At 54.9% G+C, this 18388-nt stretch carries 14 protein-coding genes; 6 read left to right on the top strand and 8 right to left on the bottom strand.

All coding sequences use genetic code 11. The annotated features are described in order from the left end of the window. Positions 1 to 119: 119 nt before the first annotated feature. The 3 genes from hmsP (at position 120) to QVF11_RS13500 (ending at position 5287) form a co-directional block, all read left to right on the top strand. Entirely contained in the window at positions 120 to 2126 is a 2007-nt protein-coding gene (hmsP, locus tag QVF11_RS13510) for a biofilm formation regulator HmsP (RefSeq protein ID WP_287857440.1), read from the top strand. A gap of 153 nt (positions 2127 to 2279) precedes the next feature. Continuing rightward, a complete protein-coding gene (gene dctA / locus QVF11_RS13505) occupies positions 2280 to 3566 on the top strand; it encodes a C4-dicarboxylate transporter DctC (protein ID WP_112216671.1) in 1287 nt (428 codons plus the stop codon). Positions 3567 to 3787: 221 nt separating this feature from the next. Then, positions 3788 to 5287, top strand: coding sequence for a M16 family metallopeptidase (locus tag QVF11_RS13500; RefSeq protein WP_112216672.1), 1500 nt, complete (start codon positions 3788 to 3790; stop codon positions 5285 to 5287). 170 nt (positions 5288 to 5457) lie between these two features. Here the strand turns inward: QVF11_RS13500 and kdgK are convergent, their stop codons facing one another. After that, positions 5458 to 6387: a 2-dehydro-3-deoxygluconokinase gene (kdgK, locus tag QVF11_RS13495; protein ID WP_142513388.1), complete on the bottom strand. Its 930-nt coding sequence runs from the start codon at positions 6385 to 6387 to the stop codon at positions 5458 to 5460. A 195-nt stretch (positions 6388 to 6582) separates the two neighbouring features. Here kdgK and QVF11_RS13490 point away from each other — a divergent pair, with 195 nt between their 5' ends. Continuing rightward, the gene (locus QVF11_RS13490) at positions 6583 to 8634 is read left to right on the top strand and encodes an AsmA family protein (protein WP_287857436.1); all 2052 of its coding nucleotides are present in this window, start codon (positions 6583 to 6585) and stop codon (positions 8632 to 8634) included. 53 nt (positions 8635 to 8687) lie between these two features. Here QVF11_RS13490 and QVF11_RS13485 read toward each other — a convergent pair whose 3' ends face one another. The 3 genes from QVF11_RS13485 to QVF11_RS13475 form a co-directional block, all read right to left on the bottom strand. After that, positions 8688 to 10010, bottom strand: coding sequence for an MFS transporter (locus tag QVF11_RS13485; RefSeq protein ID WP_112216675.1), 1323 nt, complete (start codon positions 10008 to 10010; stop codon positions 8688 to 8690). 270 nt (positions 10011 to 10280) lie between these two features. After that, positions 10281 to 11312, bottom strand: coding sequence for an inner membrane protein YhjD (yhjD, locus tag QVF11_RS13480; protein ID WP_112216676.1), 1032 nt, complete (start codon positions 11310 to 11312; stop codon positions 10281 to 10283). Positions 11313 to 11389: 77 nt separating this feature from the next. After that, positions 11390 to 12289: a LysR family transcriptional regulator gene (locus QVF11_RS13475; RefSeq protein ID WP_287857432.1), complete on the bottom strand. Its 900-nt coding sequence runs from the start codon at positions 12287 to 12289 to the stop codon at positions 11390 to 11392. A 119-nt stretch (positions 12290 to 12408) separates the two neighbouring features. Here QVF11_RS13475 and QVF11_RS13470 point away from each other — a divergent pair, with 119 nt between their 5' ends. Both QVF11_RS13470 and QVF11_RS13465 read left to right on the top strand, forming a co-directional pair. Continuing rightward, a complete protein-coding gene (locus QVF11_RS13470) occupies positions 12409 to 13167 on the top strand; it encodes an SDR family NAD(P)-dependent oxidoreductase (RefSeq protein ID WP_287857430.1) in 759 nt (252 codons plus the stop codon). Between the two features lie 354 nt (positions 13168 to 13521). After that, positions 13522 to 14130: a response regulator transcription factor gene (locus QVF11_RS13465; protein ID WP_287857428.1), complete on the top strand. Its 609-nt coding sequence runs from the start codon at positions 13522 to 13524 to the stop codon at positions 14128 to 14130. On the opposite strand, the gene QVF11_RS13460 is transcribed toward QVF11_RS13465, so the two are convergent. The 4 genes from QVF11_RS13460 to QVF11_RS13445 all read right to left on the bottom strand — a co-directional run bounded on the left by QVF11_RS13460 (position 14127) and on the right by QVF11_RS13445 (position 18289). Further along, positions 14127 to 14555: a lysozyme gene (locus QVF11_RS13460; RefSeq protein ID WP_142513384.1), complete on the bottom strand. Its 429-nt coding sequence runs from the start codon at positions 14553 to 14555 to the stop codon at positions 14127 to 14129. The genes QVF11_RS13465 and QVF11_RS13460 overlap by 4 nt on opposite strands. 52 nt (positions 14556 to 14607) lie before the next feature. Beyond that, positions 14608 to 15156 (bottom strand): GNAT family N-acetyltransferase, encoded by a 549-nt coding sequence (locus QVF11_RS13455; RefSeq protein ID WP_287857426.1) that lies wholly within the window; start codon positions 15154 to 15156, stop codon positions 14608 to 14610. Between the two features lie 68 nt (positions 15157 to 15224). Then, the gene (locus QVF11_RS13450; RefSeq protein WP_287857424.1) at positions 15225 to 16877 is read right to left on the bottom strand and encodes an alpha,alpha-trehalase; all 1653 of its coding nucleotides are present in this window, start codon (positions 16875 to 16877) and stop codon (positions 15225 to 15227) included. A 263-nt stretch (positions 16878 to 17140) separates the two neighbouring features. Beyond that, positions 17141 to 18289 (bottom strand): iron-containing alcohol dehydrogenase, encoded by a 1149-nt coding sequence (locus QVF11_RS13445; RefSeq protein ID WP_287857422.1) that lies wholly within the window; start codon positions 18287 to 18289, stop codon positions 17141 to 17143. Positions 18290 to 18388: the final 99 nt, after the last annotated feature.

The raw sequence follows: 18388 nt of genomic DNA, 5'->3' as shown, positions 1-18388 counted from the left end.
GGACATCGCTGAACACCTTGCGGGCGCGAGCGAATGATTTGAGTATATAATCAGCCTGAAAACGACCGGCGTGGAGGGATCGACGTCGGGCAATCGTTCAGTATTAGTGGAGAACCCCGTTGCGCGTCAGCCGTTCACTTACAATTAAACAGATGGCGATGGTCGCGAGCGTGTCCATGGCGTTTGTATTGGTCTTCTGTTCTATTTTGCTGTTCCACTTTGTGCAGCAGAGTCGCTTTACCACGGCCACGCAATTAGAAAGTATCGCGCGTTCCGTTCGCGAACCGCTGTCAGCGGCTATCCTGAAAGCCGATATTCCTGACGCGGAAGCCATTCTGAGCCGTATTCAGCCTGCTGGCATCGTCAGCCGGGCGGATGTGGTATTACCGAATCAATTCCAGGCGCTGCGGATGCGGTTTATTCCCGAGCGCCCGGTACCGGTGATGATCACCCGTATGTTTGAGCTGCCGGTGCAGATTTCATTACCAATCTATTCCCTTGAACGGCCTGCTAACCCGCAGCCGTTGGCCTATCTGGTGCTCCAGGCCGACTCATATCGTATGTATAAGTTCGTGATGAGTACCCTGTCGACGTTAGTAACTGCTTACTTACTTCTGGTGCTGATTCTGACAGTGGCAATCACCTGGTGCATCAACCGCCTGATAGTACGGCCTCTGCGCAAAGTTGCCCGCGAGCTGAACGATGTTCCGCAGCAGGAGCGTCTGGGTCACCAGCTTACGCTGCCGCGCCTGCATCATGACGATGAGATAGGCATGCTGGTGCGCAGCTACAACCGTAACCAGCAGACCCTGCTGCGGCTGCACGATGAACTCTCTTTACAGTCGACCCGCTTTCCGGTCTCCGACCTGCCCAATAAAGCCTTTTTGATGGCGATGCTGGAGCAGACCGTTACTCGTCCGCATGCTTCGGCGCTGCTGATTATCGCTTGTGAAACCCTGCAGGATACCGCTGGTGTGCTGAAAGAGACGCAGCGTGAAATGCTGCTGCTGACCCTGGTTGAAAAGCTGCGGGCGATCATTCCTGCGCAGATGGTGCTGGCTCAGGTCAGCGGTTATGACTTCGCAATTCTGGCCAACGGCATTACCGAACCCTGGCAGGCTGTGACGTTAAGTAAGCAAGTACTTACTGTCGTAAATGAGCGTTTGCCGCTGCATGGTATTCAGCTGCGGCCCTGCGCCAGCATCGGTATTGCGATGTTTAATGGCGAGCTCAGCGCCGAACAGCTCTATCGCCGGGCGTTTTCCGCCGCGGTGACCGCGCGGCGTAAAGGGAAAAACCAGATTGAGTTCTTCGATCCAGATCAAATGGAAAAAGCGCAACGTCGATTAATGGAGGAGCACGATATTCTGACGGCGCTGGATAACCAGCAGTTTGCTACCTGGTTGCAACCGCAGGTGGATACCGCCAGCGGCGAGGTGTGCGGTGCAGAAGTGCTGCTGCGTCAGCGTCAGGCGGACGGCAGTTGGTCGCTGCCGGGGGATCTGATTGAGCGTATAGAAGCCTGTGGGCTGATGGTTCCGGTCGGTTACTGGGTAATGGAAGAGGCCTGTCGGCAGCTTGCCGCCTGGCAAAATCAGGGGATCATGCTGCCGCTGTCGGTCAACGTGTCGTTGCTACAGTTACTGCACCACGATCGCGGCGCGGAGATGCTGGCGCTGCTCTCGCGCTACCGTATCGCGCCGGGAACGCTGGTGCTGGAGGTGACCGAGAGTCGCCGGATAGACGATCCGCAGGCGATAATCTCCCTGTTACGCCCACTGCGTGAAGCCGGTGTGCGGATTGCATTGGATGATTTTGGTATGGGCTACGCGGGCCTGCGGCAGCTGCAGCATATCAAAGCGCTGCCGGTGGACATTCTGAAAATCGATAAAGTCTTTATCGATATGTTACCGGACGATATCAGCATGGTTCCGGCGATTATCCAGCTGGCGCGCGGTCTGAATCTGCGCATTGTCGCGGAAGGGGTCGAAAACCAGGCGCAGTATGCGTGGTTGCAAGAGGCGGGCGTCGAGGCGGTTCAAGGGTATCTATTTGGCTGCGCCATGCCGCCAGACGCTTTTATGGCACGGTTTTTAAAGAGCGATGCTGAGGATGCAAATTTGTAACGATATTGTTAGCTTGTACGAGTCAGCTCTAATAAATTAACAATTCCGTTGCAATTTAACTCCTCGTTATTTCTGAAATGTTTCTTGGGTGTTATTTTTAAGCCACAGACGCGATATCCACTCTTTGTCTGTGGTTTTTCCCAAAGGACACCTATGAAAATCTCTTTCTTTAAAAGCCTTTATGTTCAGGTTTTATCGGCCATCGCGATCGGTATTCTGCTGGGCCACTTCTACCCGGAACTGGGCGCGCAGATGAAACCCCTCGGCGATGCCTTCGTTAAACTGATTAAAATGATTATTGCGCCGGTTATCTTCTGTACAGTCGTGACAGGGATTGCCGGGATGGAAAGTATGAAGGCGGTTGGCCGCACCGGGGCGGTTGCGCTGCTCTATTTTGAAATTGTTAGCACCATCGCGTTGATTATCGGCCTGATTATTGTCAACGTGGTGCAACCTGGCGCGGGAATGAACGTGGACCCGGCGACCCTCGACGCGAAGGCCGTGGCGGTTTACGCCGAACAGGCGAAAGATCAGGGTATCGTGGCGTTTTTGCTCGATATTATCCCCGGCAGCGTGATCGGCGCTTTTGCTAGCGGCAACATTCTGCAGGTGCTGATGTTTGCGGTGCTGTTTGGTTTCGCACTGCACCGACTGGGCAGCAAAGGCCAGCTGATTTTCAACGTTATCGAAAGCTTCTCGCAGGTCATCTTCGGCATCATCAACATGATTATGCGCCTGGCGCCAATCGGTGCTTTCGGGGCAATGGCCTTTACCATCGGTAAATATGGCGTTGGGACGCTGGTGCAGCTTGGTCAGCTGATCGTCTGCTTCTACATCACCTGTATCCTGTTTGTGGTGGTGGTACTGGGGTCGATCGCTAAAGCCACCGGCTTTAGCATCTTTAAATTTATCCGCTATATTCGTGAAGAACTGCTGATTGTGCTGGGAACCTCTTCATCTGAGTCAGCGCTGCCGCGCATGCTCGATAAGATGGAAAAACTCGGCTGCCGTAAGTCGGTGGTGGGGTTGGTTATTCCAACGGGTTACTCATTTAACCTCGATGGCACCTCAATCTATCTGACGATGGCGGCAGTGTTTATCGCTCAGGCAACCAACAGCCACATGGATATTTTCCATCAGATAACCCTGCTGGTGGTGCTGCTGCTCTCATCGAAAGGCGCTGCGGGCGTAACGGGCAGCGGATTTATCGTCCTCGCGGCGACCATTTCCGCCGTCGGCCATTTGCCAGTAGCCGGTCTGGCGTTAATCCTCGGTATCGACCGCTTTATGTCCGAGGCGCGTGCGCTGACTAACCTGGTGGGTAACGGCGTGGCAACTATCGTGGTCGCGAAATGGGTAAAAGAGCTGGACTCCAAACAGCTGGATGATGTCCTGAATAACCGTACTCCAGCGAGCAAATCGCACGAATTATCCTCATAAATCCACCTGTTAGGCCCGTTGTCCCTTGCTGGACTCCGGGCTCCTGCGCATAATTAGGGGTCGCTGCCGCTTGCACGGTGGTGACCCTTATGATTTTTTAACGTCTACATGCGACATTTTCATCTCCGCGTGGTCTAAACGACGTACTTAACTCACCACATTTTTTCGGCGGCCCGCCTGTGGGCTGCTGTTGTAACCAGGATTGTTCATCAGGGGTTCACATGCAGGGCACAAAAATTCGACTCTTAACCGGTGGTTTGCTGATGATAGCGGCGGTCGGTTATGTGCAGGCAGAAGCGCTCCAGCCGGACCCGGCCTGGCAACAGGGGACACTTGCGAATGGGTTTCAGTGGCAGGTTTTAGCCACCCCGCAGCGTCCCAGCGATCGTATCGAAGTTCGCCTGTCCGTGAATATTGGCTCGCTGAGCGAAAGCACTCAGCAGAGCGGCTTTAGCCACTTTATCCCGCGTCTTGCACTGACGCAAAGCGGTAGCCTCCCGACCATGCAGGCGCGTTCTTTGTGGCAGCAGAGTATTGACCCTAAGCGTCCTCTGCCGCCCGCCATTGTTTCTTATGACTACAGTTTGTTTAATCTGAGCTTACCGAATAACCGCAATGATCTGCTGAAAGAAGCGCTGAGCTGGCTGGCGAACGCCAGCGGTAAAATGTCGATCACCCCAGAAACGGTCAACCACGCGCTACAAGGTGAAGACATGGTGGTGACCTGGCCTGCTGATACCAAAGAAGGCTGGTGGCGCTATCGGCTGAAAGGCTCAACGATGTTGGGGCACGATCCAGCGGCACCGTTGAAACAACCGGTTGATATCGCTCAGCTCAAAGATTTCTATCAAAAATGGTATACCCCGGACGCCATGACCCTGATTGTGGTCGGAAACGTGGACAGCCGCAGCGTCGCGGAACAGATCAACAAAACCTTTGGCGGCCTGAAGGGCAAGCGCGAAACGCCAGCAGCGGTTCCGACATTATCCCCGCTGCCGACAACGCCGGTCAGCATTATGACCGATGCGGTGCGCCAGGATAAGCTGTCGCTGATGTGGGATACGCCGTGGCAGCCTATTCGTGAATCGGCAGCGCTCCAGCGTTATTGGCGCGATGATCTTGCGCGTGAAGCGCTGTTCTGGCATGTGCAGCAGAATCTGAGCAAGAGTAATATCAAGGATATCGGCCTGGGCTTTGATTGTCGTGTGCTCTACCAACGTGCGCAGTGTGCGATCAATATCGAATCGCCGGGTGAGCGCCTGAACGCCAACTTGACGACCGTGGCACGTGAGCTGGCGAAAGTGCGCGATAACGGCCTGCCGCAGGATGAGTTTGATGCTCTGATTGCGCAGAAGAACCTTGAGCTGCAGAAGCTGTTTGCCACTTATGCGCGTACTGATACGTATATCCTGATTAGCCAGCGGATGCGTTCGTTGCAAAACCAGGTGGTGGATATTGCTCCCGAGCAGTATCAGAAGCTGCGCCAGGAGTTTCTTAACTCGCTGACGGTCGATATGCTCAATCAGTATCTGCGTCAGCAACTGTCGCAGGATATGGCGTTGGTATTGCAGCAGCCGCAGGGCGAGCCGGAGTACAACATGAAAGATCTGCAGGCGACTTGGGAAAAACTGATGATGCCTGCGCCAACGGCGGCGACCAGCAGCGCCAGCGATGTTGTGGAAGGGCGTAACGAAGTCACTGATATTCCGCCAGGACAGTAAAGAAAAACCGGATAGCAATGCTATCCGGTAAGCTAATGGCAAATCTGTTTTGGGTATTGCGCCGGGTGTTTTTCCCCGGAGGCGATGCTGCGCATCTATCCGGGCTACCCGTCAGCAGTGAACCTGTAGCCCGGTCAGCGCAGCGCCACCGGGAAGCCGCGACGCTACGGTTACTGCGGCATTGCCTCGCGAGGGATAACCGCGCCGCGATACTGAATCACCGTGCTGGCGGTCAGGTGTCCGCGTTTCGCCGCAGACTCTGCATCGCCGCCGGTCAGGCGCACGGCCAGATAGCCCGCGCTGAATGAATCGCCAGCAGCGGTCGTATCAACCACTTTCTCTTTCGACAGCTTCACGGCCGGGATTTCCAGCTGCGGCTGTCCGACAACCGACACCAGGCAGGAATCTGCGCCGCGCTTGACCACCACCTCTTCAACGCCTGCGGCGTGAGTGCGGGCAATCACTTCTTCAACCGGCTTTTCTCCCCACAGCGCATCTTCGTCGTCGAGGGTCAGGAACGCGATATCAGTACAGGTCAGCATCTGCTGGTAAACCTGCTGCGTCTCTTCTTTGCTGCTCCACAAGCGCGGGCGATAGTTATTATCAAAAATCACCTTGCCGCCGTTTGCGCGGCATTCGCGCAGCAGCGTTAGCAGCTTCTCGCGGCTGGTCGGGCTAAGGATAGCCAGGCTGATACCGCTAAGGTAAAGGTAATCAAACGTCGCCAACTCTTCGCAGATAGCCGCAGACTGTTCGCTCTCCAGCCAAAATTTCGCTGCTGCTTCGTTACGCCAGTAGTAAAAGGTGCGCTCGCCGGTGTCGTCGGTTTCGATGTAATACAGGCCCGGCAAACGGTCAGCCATACGCTGTATCAGGTCCGTCTGGACATTTTCACCTTGCCAGGACTCCAGCATCTGTTGGCTAAAAGTATCCGTCCCCAGCGCGGTGACGTAATGTACACCCAGCACGCTGGCGTCAGTCTGACGGGCAATATAGACGGAGGTATTTAAGGTATCGCCGCCAAAGCCACGGTTTACTGCCGCGCCTTTCTCTGACAGCTCAATCATGCATTCGCCGATGACGGCAATTTTCTTAGACATAGTGAGGACCTGAAATTAAATCAATATTAACCCTAGTGTGCGCTGGGCCGCTTTTATGGTCAATGATATTAAAACAACGTTCCATTATTTTTTTGACATAACGCGGATTATGTGACGAAAACCTCATTCGGCGGAGCACCTGGCGTTTCTCAACTATATTCAGGACTGACATGTTGCAAAAGGAGTGCAAAGGGGATGAGCAGAACCCGTAAAACCGTTGCGATTATCTCGGGAACGATAGTCTTACTGATCGTTGTGTTTTTCATCGTGCTGGCGACCTTTGACTGGAATCGCCTGAAGCCGACGATTAACCAGAAGGTTTCCGCTGAACTGAACCGACCGTTTGCCATTCGCGGCGATCTGGGCGTGGTCTGGGAGCGCCAGCCTGGCGAAAGCGGTTGGCGTAGCTGGGTTCCCTGGCCGCACGTTCACGCCGAAGATATCGTCCTCGGCAACCCGCCAGACATCCCGCAGGTGACGATGGTACATCTGCCGCGAGTTGAAGCGACCCTCGCGCCGTTGGCGTTGCTCAGCAAGACGGTCTATTTACCGTGGATCAAGCTGGAGCAGCCGGATGCGCGGTTGATTCGATTGTCGGAGAAAGCGAATAACTGGACATTTGATCTCGCCTCGAACGATGTGACGAATAAAAACGCGCCGCCTTCCAGCTGGTCTTTCCGCCTCGACAATATTCTTTTCGACCGCGGCAAGATTGCTATTGACGATAAAGTGACCCGCGCCGACGTCACGATTATGGTCGACCCGCTGGGTAAACAGCTGGCGTTTAGTGAGGTGACGGGTGAAAAGGGCAAGGGCGAGTCGCAAAAAGTTGGCGATTACGTCTTCGGCCTGCAGGCGAAAGGCAACTATAACGGGCAGCCGCTCTCCGGGACGGGAAAAATCGGCGGCATGCTGGCGCTGCGCAGTGAAGGGACGCCGTTCCCGCTACAGGGTGATTTTCGTTCCGGCAATTCCCGGGTAGCGTTCACTGGTACGGTTAACGATCCGCTTAACCTCGGCGGGGTCGATCTGCGGCTGAAATTTTCCGGAGACTCGTTGGGCGACCTCTACGACCTGACCGGTGTGCTGCTGCCGGATACGCCGACTTTCTCGACTGATGGGCATCTGCGGGCCACTTTCAAGGATAAGAGCGGTTCACGTTTTGCCTATCAGGATTTTAATGGTCGCATCGGCGAGAGCGATATTCACGGTTCGCTGACCTACACCACCGGTAAACCCCGGCCTAAGCTCGAAGGCGATCTGGAGTCCCGACAGCTAAGATTGGCGGATTTAGGCCCGCTGATCGGCGTCGATTCCGGGGGGAAAGGAAGTAAAACGGAACAACGTAAAGGCGAAGCTTCGCCGCAGCCCGCCGGGAAAGTGTTGCCATATGACCGTTTTGAAACCGATAAATGGCAGGTAATGGATGCGGATGTGCGCTTTAAAGGGCGCAAGATTGAGCACGGCGGCACGTTGCCGATTAGCGATCTCTCCACCCACGTGATCCTTGAACGAGGCGACCTGCGCCTGCAGCCGCTGCGCCTTGGCCTGGCCAACGGGACTATCGCTGGCAGTATTCATCTGCAAGGGGATAAAAAGCCGCTGCAGGGAACGGCGAACCTGCAGGCGCGCCGGCTGAAGCTGAAAGCACTGATGCCAAATGTGGAGATGATGCAGAAAACCCTCGGTGAGATGAATGGCGATGTCCAGCTTCGCGGTACGGGAAATTCCGTTGCCGCGCTGTTGGGTAACAGTAACGGTAACCTGAAGCTGCTGATGAATGACGGGCTGATTAGCCGCAACCTGATGGAAATTCTTGGCCTGAACGTCGGTAACTTTATTATTGGGCAAATCTTTGGCGATGATGAGGTGCGGGTGAACTGTGCGGCGGCCAATATCGACGTGGTCAATGGCGTAGCCCGACCGCAGGTATTCGCTTTTGATACCGAAAATGCGCTGATCAACGTCACCGGCACCGCCAGCTTTGCCTCTGAGCAACTGGACCTGACTATCGATCCGGAAAGTAAGGGCTTTCGCATTATCACCCTACGTTCGCCGCTGTACGTGCGCGGCAGTTTTAAGTCGCCAAACGCGGGCGTGAAGGCGGGACCGTTGATTGCGCGCGGCGCGGTGGCGGCTGCGTTGGCAACGCTGGTGACACCGGCTGCAGCGCTGCTGGCGCTAATATCACCTGCCGAGGGGGAGGCGAACCAGTGCCGGGCGATACTGTCGCAGATGAAAAAATAGCCGGAAGAGAGAAGTTGCCCCTGGCCGCAATGGCCGGGGGTAGAGTCAAAGCGTTACAGCGACTGGTGACGCGTTTCGTGGGTAAGCAGCAGCGCAATCATTGTCAGCGCCGCCATTGCGGCCAGGTAGAGCCCAACCGCAGGCAAACCGTAGTTGCCCTGCAGCCATGCGGCGATATAGGGCGCCACGGAGGCCCCGAGGATCGACGAGACGTTATATGAGAACGATGCGCCGGTATAGCGAACTTCAGTCGGGAACAATTCCGGCAGCAGCGCGCCCATCGGGCCGAAGGTCAGCCCCATCAGGCTCAGGCCAATCAGCAGGAAGGCAAAGACCAGCATCGGGTTGCCGGAACCGAGCAGCGGTTTAAAGGCAAACAGCGCGAAGAGGATGATCAGGGTTGTGATAACCACCATGCTCTTACGACGACCGAATGCGTCCGCCAGCAGGCCCGCAACCGGCACCATCACGCCGAAACCAATAACCGCCATCATCAGCATCCACAGGACTTCGTTACGCGGCAGGCCGAGACCAATCGGCGCGGCGGCGGTACTGAAGGTCATGGAGTAGACGGTCATGATGTAAAACAGCGTGTAGGTCGCCAGCATGATGAATGTGCCGAGAACGGTCACGCGAACATGCTTGGTCAGCAGGGTACCTAACGGGATCTTCACCTGCTTCTTCGCGGCGGCAACCTTAGCGAACACCGGCGATTCGTGCAGCGAAACGCGAACGTACAGGCCGATGATCACCAGCACGGCGGAGAAGATAAACGGCATACGCCAGCCCCATTCCATAAACTGCTGGTCGGTCAGCAGCCAGGAGAGCAGCAGGAAGGTACCGTTAGCGAAGAAGAAGCCGATAGGCGCACCGAGTTGTGGGAAAGAGCCGTACAGCGCGCGTTTGCGCGGAGGAGCATTTTCCGTGGCCAACAGCGCCGCACCGCCCCACTCACCGCCAAGGCCGAGGCCCTGACCGAAGCGCGCCAGCGCCAGCAGTACCGGGGCCATAATGCCAATGGTTTCATAGCCCGGCAGCAGGCCGATAACCACGGTAGAGATCCCCATCGTTAGCAGCGAGGCCACCAGCGTCGCTTTACGGCCTACGCGGTCGCCAAAGTGACCAAATACCGCGGAACCAATAGGACGGGCAATAAAGGCGATCGCGAAGGTCGCCAGTGACTGTAGCGTCGCGGCAGCGGGGTCGCCCTGCGGGAAGAAAATGTGCGGAAATACAATAACCGCCGCGGTGGCATAAATATAGAAGTCGAAGAACTCAATGGCGGTACCGATGAGCGAGGCGACGACGACTTTATTGCGTGAGTTAACCGGTACGGTTTCTTGCGCGTTGTCGAGTGTTGTGGCTGTGGCTTGCATAGATCTTTCTTATTTTTTGCGAACGAAAGGCCATATAGCCACAGCCTTGGGGACATTTCAATCTGTAACAAGGTGAGCGGTAGTCTAAAAAATACTCAAAAAGTGAATAATTTCTGCGCCAGAAAAATAACTTCCATGAAATGCTTCACATAATTCAAATAATGGTTGATAAAACCAGCTTTAGGTTAAATAAAAGTTACATGTTGGATTTATATGCTGAAATGCCAGGCTGGGCTGAATTTTGCGTCTTTTATTCAGCCCATTGATGGTTTAGTCGTGGGCTTTACCCGGCATTCGGCGGTCGTCTTTATACTCGGCGGTGGCAATCCATGCGGCGCAGAAAAGCGTCAGGCGGGCGAAGAAATAGAAAAATGCCATTATCCCCAGTACCGAACCAAATGCTGCTCCGGATGGCGACTTCACCAGTGCCGGCAGTGTCCAGGTCATAATTATCTTGATTATCTCAAAGCCGATGGCCGCAATCAGAGTGCCGCGAATCAGCGCTTTACGACGTGGACGGTGGCGTGGAAGTCGCCAGAAAATCCAGAAAAACAGCAGATAGTTGGCGAAAATCGAAATCGCCAGGCCAATCAGCCGCCACGCCGGTTTTAGCCACTCAATATAATCAAGATAAAGCGCCGAGATAATCATCTGCTGGGCCGAGCCTGCGACAGAGGTGATTGATAAGGTAATCACCAGTGCAACCAGCAGGCCTATTAGCGAGATAAGGTCGCGGAAGTACTTTACCCAAATCTTCTCCTGATCCTGCGGCGTGCGCTCCCAAACGTCGCGCGACTGGGCGCGAATCGCTTCGCGCAGGTTGCCCATCCAGTTAATCCCGGAGTAGAGCGCCACCAGCAGGCCGACGATACCGACGGTGGTACGCTGCTGCACGGCGGTGCTGATGGTATTTTTCAGCGTTGCCGCCAGCATCGGGTCGCTAACGTTGAGCAGGATTTTATCGAAAATATCCTGTAGCAGCGTGGGGTGCGAGGCCAGAACAAAACCGGCGGCCGCGAAAGAGACCATTAGAATGGGGATCATCGATAAAAACGAGAAGTAGGTGATTGCCGCGCCAAATTGATTGCCAAGCCGGTCGTTGAAGCGTTCAGCCGCGCGGATCAGATGCGCAATAATGGGGTTGCGCTGAACTTTTTCTGCTGTCCCGGTGACGCTTTTCAGCGCCTGGTTGGCTTTTTTGGCTACGGTGGAGTCGTTGATCGTAGCAAGGGTGCTTTTGTTTTTTTCCGGCTGCTGGCTCGGATCCTGGGCCGTGCGGTGAGCGTCGTTTTCCGGCGTCATAACTTATTTCTTCCTTTATTTACTACTGTATTCACCAAAATTATATACGTAAAATCGCTTATGGGGTGCCTGGCCCCTCAATCAACATAGCTTTTCATCAGCCCGCCCAGCCACTCCATAAATAGATGCACCCGGCGTGAAAGATTACGCCGATGCGGGTAGAGCAATGAAACCGGCAGCGGTTCGGCGCGATAGTGGGGCAGAATTTCAATCAGCTCACCGGTGCGCAGCATCTCGCGAACGCCGGTACGTGGTACCTGAATAATTCCCAGACCCGCCAGACAAGACGCCTGATAGGTCTCGGTGCTATTCACCGTGAGCACGCCGCCGGTTTTTACCCAGCGGACAGCGCCGTCGCTGACCACTTCAAACCCCAGTGGGCGTACGCCGAGATTGCTGGCGTAGTGGATCAACGCATGATCGGCCAGATCGTCGAGCGATTGCGGGTAGCCGAAGCGCGCCAGATACTGCGGACTGGCGCAGTTGATTTGCGTTAATTTCCCCAGCGGACGTGCGATAAGCCCGGAGTCTTTCAGCGTGCCGACGCGCACCACACAGTCAAATCCTTCACGAACCACATCGACCAGCCGATCGCTGCTGCTCAGTTCCAGTTCGATACCGGGGTACTGTTGCAAAAATCCCGGTAGTTGCGGAATGACCAGCCTTTTAGCCAGACTTACCGGCATATCTACCCGCAGACGCCCGCTGATGCTGGAAGGATCAAGCTGAAACATGCCGTCCAGCTCCTCAAGATTGCTGAGCAAGTCCCTGGCGCGCTCGTAGTAGACCATGCCGTCCTGAGTCAACTGCACCCGGCGGGTTGTGCGGTGCAGAAGGCGGGCGCCAAGATGGCTTTCCAGCGCCTGAATCTGGCGCGATACGCTCCCTTTCGGCAGGCCGAGGGTATCAGCGGCGCGGGAAAAACTCTCCAGTTCCGCTACCCTGATGAATAGCTGCATTGCGTGAATTTTATCCATCCTGGGGACCTATTGTTGTTTTAATTGAAACAGTAAAACGCAATTTCCCATATTTATTGTTTTTATAGCAGCTAATAAGCTCTTCAACCATGCAAACGCAATCGAGAAGGGGTTTTCTGATGACACAACGTATCGCTTTAGTGACCGGCGGCAGCCGTGGACTGGGAAAAAACGCCGCGCTGAAGCTGGCGGCGAAGGGAACCGATATTATTCTGACGTACCACAGCAACTCGCAGGCGGCGCTGGAAGTTGTCGCAGAAATTGAGCGAACAGGCGTGAAAGCAGCGGCATTACCTTTAAACGTCGGTGATGTTAGCAGTTTTGAAAGCTTTGCTCAGAAGGTGGCGGAATTACTTCAGCAGCGCTGGCAGCGCGACACCTTCGACTATTTATTAAACAATGCCGGTATTGGTCTCAATGTGCCCTTTGCTGAGACCAGTGAAGCTCAGTTTGATGAGCTGATGAATATCCAGTTTAAGGGGCCGTTCTTCCTCACCCAACGCCTGCTGCCGTTATTGCAGGATGGAGGACGTATCCTCAATGTTTCCAGCGGGCTGGCGCGTTTTGCTCTACCGGGCTATGCGGCCTATGCCTCAATGAAGGGGGCGATGGAAGTGCTGACACGCTATCAGGCAAAAGAACTCGGAGCGCGGGGAATATCGGTTAATATCATCGCTCCAGGCGCGATTGAAACCGATTTTGGCGGCGGCGTGGTGCGGGATAACGTGCACGTCAACCAGCATATCGCCGCGCAAACGGCGCTGGGAAGAGTCGGTCTGCCGGATGATATCGGCGATGCCATTGCCGCGTTGCTGAGTGACGATCTTCACTGGATGAACGCCCAGCGGGTGGAAGTCTCCGGCGGTATGTTTTTATAATCAGTCTGTCCCCCAGTATGCTGGGGGACGGCATTTAATGCGCTTTCTTATTCCGTAACATTCTTTCCGCGTTTTGCCATCGCCCGCGTTGCCGGGTTGGTTTAGAATCCATAAATTAATATTATTAACATATCTATTTGCTCACTTAATTAAGGATTTCCTTAATTCAAATGTAATAAATATTGTGAATGCGTAATGGTGACGATAAGGCATGTAACCATTCATTGTTTTGATATTTCATTAATCCCCTTCATCGGTAAAATGCCCCAGGCCAAACAGCGAGTTCTTATTTTATCTTGCTGATATTACCCTTCCCCCTCATTTTATCGGGCGTTTTTCGATGGAGATTAATCCATGCAGGTAATCATGTTTGACAGACAGTCGATATTTATTCATGGAATGAAAATTGGCCTTCAGCAACACATTCCTGAAATTGATATTTTTGGTACCTGTCAGGCAGAGCAACTTTGGCAGAAGCTGACGACGCATCCGGAAGCTCTGCTGATTCTGGATGGCGATATGAACAGTGAATTTTGCTGCTGGTTGTTACAGGAAAAACAGCTACGCTTTCCGCAAACTCAGGTGCTGCTGATTGTTTCTAATGATAACAAAAGCTGGCTGCAGCGTGTGCTCTCCTACAATGTGCGCGCTATTGTTCAGCGCGAAGAGAGTCTGCAAACTTTTGCCCAGGCGATTAACAGCATCCTGCTTGGGCTGCTTTGTTTGCCAGGCGATTGGTTAATAACCGCAGAAACACGGGATAATAAATTGGTTCATTTGAGCCATCGTCAGCGTGAGATTCTCCAGTTGCTGGCTGCGGGAGATTCGAATAAAGAGATTAGCCGGGCTTTAAATATTAGCGCCGGTACAGTAAAGGCTCATCTTGAGTCGTTGTATCGCCGACTGGATGTGAAAAATCGTACTCAGGCGGCGATGGTGCTTAATGGCGTCAGCGAAACTTAATCTACTGCAACGGAAAATCTTACACACTCTTCTTGTCGTTGCTGATGGCCGCTGCGGATATTTCTCCACACGGCCAGCGCTTGTGCAAATCGCTGCTGGTTGAGGTGAGTCAAAATAGTATTGAGTGCGGGAGACGACGGGCCACAGCTAAAGGCTAAAGAGACCAGCGCATCGTATTGTGATTGATTGAGCGGAATGTTGAGGTTCCGCTGGAGTTCCCGTTGGCATTGCAGGAGATCCACGATAAGTAAAGTATCAGCGATCTCCCGCGTAAAGTGACTGAAGGTTTCATAGTCATTGAGAACATGGCCGTAGCCAATCACGCGCAGGCCGTTCTCATCCCAATAGGGGTCGAGCGCTAATCCTTGAGCTTGTTTAATAAAGTTCAGACCCTGTGGGCTTAGCAACGGTTTCGGTGGGGGCATTTTGGCTTCCTCTGTTTCTGGCCTGCAGTGTAGAGGAAAAGTTGACCACTCCCTATTCGCCAGATGGCCCAGGCTGGTTGTAATCGTGACGCAGCAGGCCAAATAGCCAGTCATTATGCCAACGACCGTTGAGCCAATAACATTCGCGCAGCTCGCCTTCCTGACGAAATCCAACCTTCTGTAGCAAGCTTTTTGACGCCTGATTGCCCGCGGTGACGGTTGCGGTGAGCCGCCTGATGCCGCCTGCGGAGAAGGCGTAATCGCACAGCGCGCGCAGGGATTCAGAGCCGTAACCTTTGCCCTGCGCCTGGGGAGCAAACAGAAAACCTACTTCGGCGCTATCGTTTGTGTGGTGATGGTATCCGGTAAGGCCAAGGGGCGCGTGAGTCTGTCGATCGCGTACCACCAGGCACAGCCAGTGGGCAGCGCCGGGCGACCATACAGGCAGGCGTGAATCAAAAATCTCGCGAATTTCAGCCACTGAACGAGCATCGGAGACGTAAAGCATCACCTGGGTGTCTTGTTGCAGAGAGAGAAAAAGCGGCCAGTCATCGAGCTGCAGCGGTGAGCAGCGCAGGCGTGGTGTAAGGAGTTCAGGCATGATAAGTCTTCCGGCGAAAGTCGATGTCAAGAACATAGCAGGACATCGACTCCGGGAATAGTGACCGGCTACGAAGGTTCGCCGTACAGACCGATTAACCGCCGCACCACGCCGTTGGTCCAGCCGAAGCCATCCTGAAGCGGATATTCCCCGCCGCCGCCCTCATGCGGCGTGGCGCTGGCAATATGGTACTTTTCAATCAGCTTATGGTGCCGTTTGTAGTAATGGTTCACCGTTTGCAGCCAGCTTTGGGCAATCTCGTCACCCAGCGGGTCCTGACCGTACATTTTAAAACCCTGCACTGCCATCCACTGAAGCGGCGCCCAGCCGTTGGGTTTATCCCACTGCTCGCCGCTTTCATACTCGGTCGCCATGATGCCGCCGGGAGTCAGCAGACGTGCGCGTACCGCATCGGCGAGCTGGTCGGCTTGTTCATGGGTCGCCATGCCGACGTATAGCGCAACGATGCTGGCGGCGGAGAAGAGCGCCAACTGCTCGCGACGCCAGTCGTAATCGCGAAAGCAGCCGCTCTCGTCGTCCCACAGGTAGCGAGTGACTGCCGCCCGGCGGTCGCTGGCCTTCTGACGAAAAGTGGCTTCCGTCTCGCGATCGCCCTTCAGGCCAGAAAGATTAGCGATGGTGTTTTCCAGCTTGAACAGCAAGGCGTTCAAATCAATGGGAATAAACTGAGTGGTGCGGATGCTCGCTAGCCGGGTAACATCGCGCAGCCAGCGACTGGAGTAATCCCAGCCGGATTCTGCCCCGGCGCGCAGGTCGCGGTAAACCTCGTTCGGCGGTCGCCCGGAGCGTTTCGCCGTTTCCACATCTTCGCGCCAGGATTCGTCGCGCGGCGTATCACGATCGTCCCAATAACGGTTCAACAGCGAACCGTCCGGCATGCGCACCACGTGGCGATAGGCCTGGTTAGGTATCAGCGATTCCGCGCCGTCCATCCAGAAACGGTACTCCATTTGCAGATGGTCAAGATAACGTTTTGCACCGCGCACGCCATCCTCCTCGAACAGTTCGACCATCAGCGCGAAGACCGGTGGCTGCGAGCGGCTCAAATAGTAGGTGCGGTTGCCGTTAGGAATATGGCCATAAATTTCAATCATCCACGCGAAGTTGTCGGCCATGCATTTCAGCAGATCTTCCCGGCCGCTTTCCGCCAGCCCCAACATGGTGAAGTAGGAGTCCCAGTAATAGGTTTCGCTAAAACGCCCGCCGGGCACGATATAGGACTGTGGCAGCGCCAGCAGCGATGACCAGGGAATGTGATCCTGCGGTTCACGGGTGAGGATTGGCCACAGATTATCGATATGCTCTTTAAGGGATCGCTTGGGATCGGAAACATAATCCTCGGCGCGGCCGTCCGGCAGCCAGAAGTGTTCTTCAACGAACTGGCGTAAATCAAAGTCGGGCGTGCGTCTCACGCGACGATAGTGGATCAAAATATCCAGCGGATCCTGCTTCGGAGCGCAGTCGGGGAAGGTTTTGCTATCGACGAAAATACGTGACTTCTGCACGTGGGCGAATAGTTCCAGATAGCGGTCCGCAGGGGTCAGGGCATCCGAGGCGGGCAGCCCTTCGATGATCTCCGGTTCAGGTTCGGCGTCGAACATTTCATCCAGTTTTAACTCATACGGATCGGCTTCGTAGCACAGATCGTTTTCGATCCTCAACTCGTCGTCATCAACGTTGCGTAATTTCTGGCTGAACATAGTTATGCGGGCCTCCGGATTGCGTCTGTAGAGGATGCCGGGCGCGCCCGACCTGTCTATTAAGCGTAGACATTCGCAGCGGGATTCGGGAGGTAAAGTGTGTGCTAGATCACGATTTTCGCTGAACAGTGGCAACCAGCTATAACTTTAATTGTCTGATTTTATGCATTAAAAATATTTAATCGCTCCGATTTCACGAGAGAAATTCGGAGCAATCGTTTTGCAACAAAATCTAAATTCTTTTTGCCTGGAACAGCGAAAGATTATTCCCACGCGGCTTCCAGCATCTCCAGCAGCTGCTCGCTGGTCAGCATCACCGGGTTAGCCTTCATCGATGATGAGCTGCTGGCGGCGAGCGCCGCAGGCTCCAGGGCATCGCGCGGTACGCCGAGATCGTGCAGATTGCCCAGACCCGCGTGCTGGCTCCACTCTCGCAGGCTCTCCCAGGCGTTGCTCGGCTCAACATCCAGCCCGGCGGCCAGCCATTGCCGCACGTCAGCAAATCGTTGTTTGATTTTCTCATCGCTAATCTGCGCTTCATTCAGCGCCAGGCCGAAGGAGAGCAGGCTGCCACAGAGCGCGCCGTGAGCGGCGTTGCTTAGGCCGCCCAGCGGGCCAGCCAGGCCGTGGATCACGCCGAGTCCGGCATTCGCCAGTGCCAGACCGCCGCACAGGCTAACCCACGCCATCTCATCGCGGCTGTCCGGGCACTCTTTTTCCATCAGCGTTCTGAGCGCTTTTATTCCGCGCGGGATCGCCTCCCGGCATAGCGCATCGGTAAAGGGATTGGCGCGGGTGCAGAGCCACGGCTCGATCACCTGGGTGATGGCGTCGAGTCCGGAAGCTAACGTCACTGCTCGCGGGGTGTTGTCGGTGAGCGATGGGTCAATAATCGCCAGGTCCGGCAGCATACGATCGTCGCGCAGGCTCACTTTACGCTGCTGTTCGGGGACGTTAATCACTGCATTTTTCGTCACCTCCGCTCCTGTGCCAGCGGTGGTAGGGATAGCGACGAACGGTAGCGGGTTAGCCTCTAACACGCGCCCGGTACCAACCACCTCCAGATACTCGAGAGCCGCTCCCTGAGCTGGAATCAGCGCCGCAATCGCTTTGCCTGCGTCAATCACCGCGCCGCCACCGAGACTGACCACCGCCCCGATGCCCTTTTCCCGCGCCAGGCGAACGCCCTGTTCAATATCCTGTAAGCAAGGTTCATGGGCGATAGATAGAGTGGTGACGTCAAGCTGATGCGCTCGCAGTTCCGCCAGCAAAAACTCAGCGCGTTGCAGGCTGGCGCCGTGAACCAGCAGTATCTGCGCGGAATGCCCGGCGAGCCAGGGGGCTGCGCTACGAGCAAGGCCGCGTCCAAAGCGGATATTGCCCGGTGTTAAAACGTTAAAAGAGGTCAACATGTCGGGTACCTGTTCTGGAGAAAAATCCTGCAATCCACTATACACATTATCCAGCTGTACACGTGTTGCTGTTGGAGTATTGTGAAACAACCATCTCTT

This window comes from Klebsiella sp., assembly GCF_027492335.1.
Taxonomy (GTDB): Bacteria; Pseudomonadota; Gammaproteobacteria; order Enterobacterales; family Enterobacteriaceae; genus Klebsiella; species Klebsiella huaxiensis.
The sequence above is the reverse complement of the archived record's forward strand: the minus strand, read 5'-3'. Positions and strand labels throughout refer to the sequence as shown.

What these genes read in the sequence shown, in the direction of transcription:
- dctA (WP_112216671.1), top strand. Translation starts at nt 2,280, where the DNA reads ATGAAAATCTCTTTCTTTAAAAGCCTTTATGTTCAGGTTTTATCGGCC.
- QVF11_RS13500 (WP_112216672.1), top strand. Translation starts at nt 3,788, where the DNA reads ATGCAGGGCACAAAAATTCGACTCTTAACCGGTGGTTTGCTGATGATA.
- kdgK (WP_142513388.1), bottom strand. Translation starts at nt 6,387, where the DNA reads ATGTCTAAGAAAATTGCCGTCATCGGCGAATGCATGATTGAGCTGTCA.
- QVF11_RS13490 (WP_287857436.1), top strand. Translation starts at nt 6,583, where the DNA reads ATGAGCAGAACCCGTAAAACCGTTGCGATTATCTCGGGAACGATAGTC.
- QVF11_RS13485 (WP_112216675.1), bottom strand. Translation starts at nt 10,010, where the DNA reads ATGCAAGCCACAGCCACAACACTCGACAACGCGCAAGAAACCGTACCG.
- yhjD (WP_112216676.1), bottom strand. Translation starts at nt 11,312, where the DNA reads ATGACGCCGGAAAACGACGCTCACCGCACGGCCCAGGATCCGAGCCAG.
- QVF11_RS13475 (WP_287857432.1), bottom strand. Translation starts at nt 12,289, where the DNA reads ATGGATAAAATTCACGCAATGCAGCTATTCATCAGGGTAGCGGAACTG.
- QVF11_RS13470 (WP_287857430.1), top strand. Translation starts at nt 12,409, where the DNA reads ATGACACAACGTATCGCTTTAGTGACCGGCGGCAGCCGTGGACTGGGA.
- QVF11_RS13465 (WP_287857428.1), top strand. Translation starts at nt 13,522, where the DNA reads ATGCAGGTAATCATGTTTGACAGACAGTCGATATTTATTCATGGAATG.
- QVF11_RS13460 (WP_142513384.1), bottom strand. Translation starts at nt 14,555, where the DNA reads ATGCCCCCACCGAAACCGTTGCTAAGCCCACAGGGTCTGAACTTTATT.
- QVF11_RS13455 (WP_287857426.1), bottom strand. Translation starts at nt 15,156, where the DNA reads ATGCCTGAACTCCTTACACCACGCCTGCGCTGCTCACCGCTGCAGCTC.
- QVF11_RS13450 (WP_287857424.1), bottom strand. Translation starts at nt 16,877, where the DNA reads ATGTTCAGCCAGAAATTACGCAACGTTGATGACGACGAGTTGAGGATC.
- QVF11_RS13445 (WP_287857422.1), bottom strand. Translation starts at nt 18,289, where the DNA reads ATGTTGACCTCTTTTAACGTTTTAACACCGGGCAATATCCGCTTTGGA.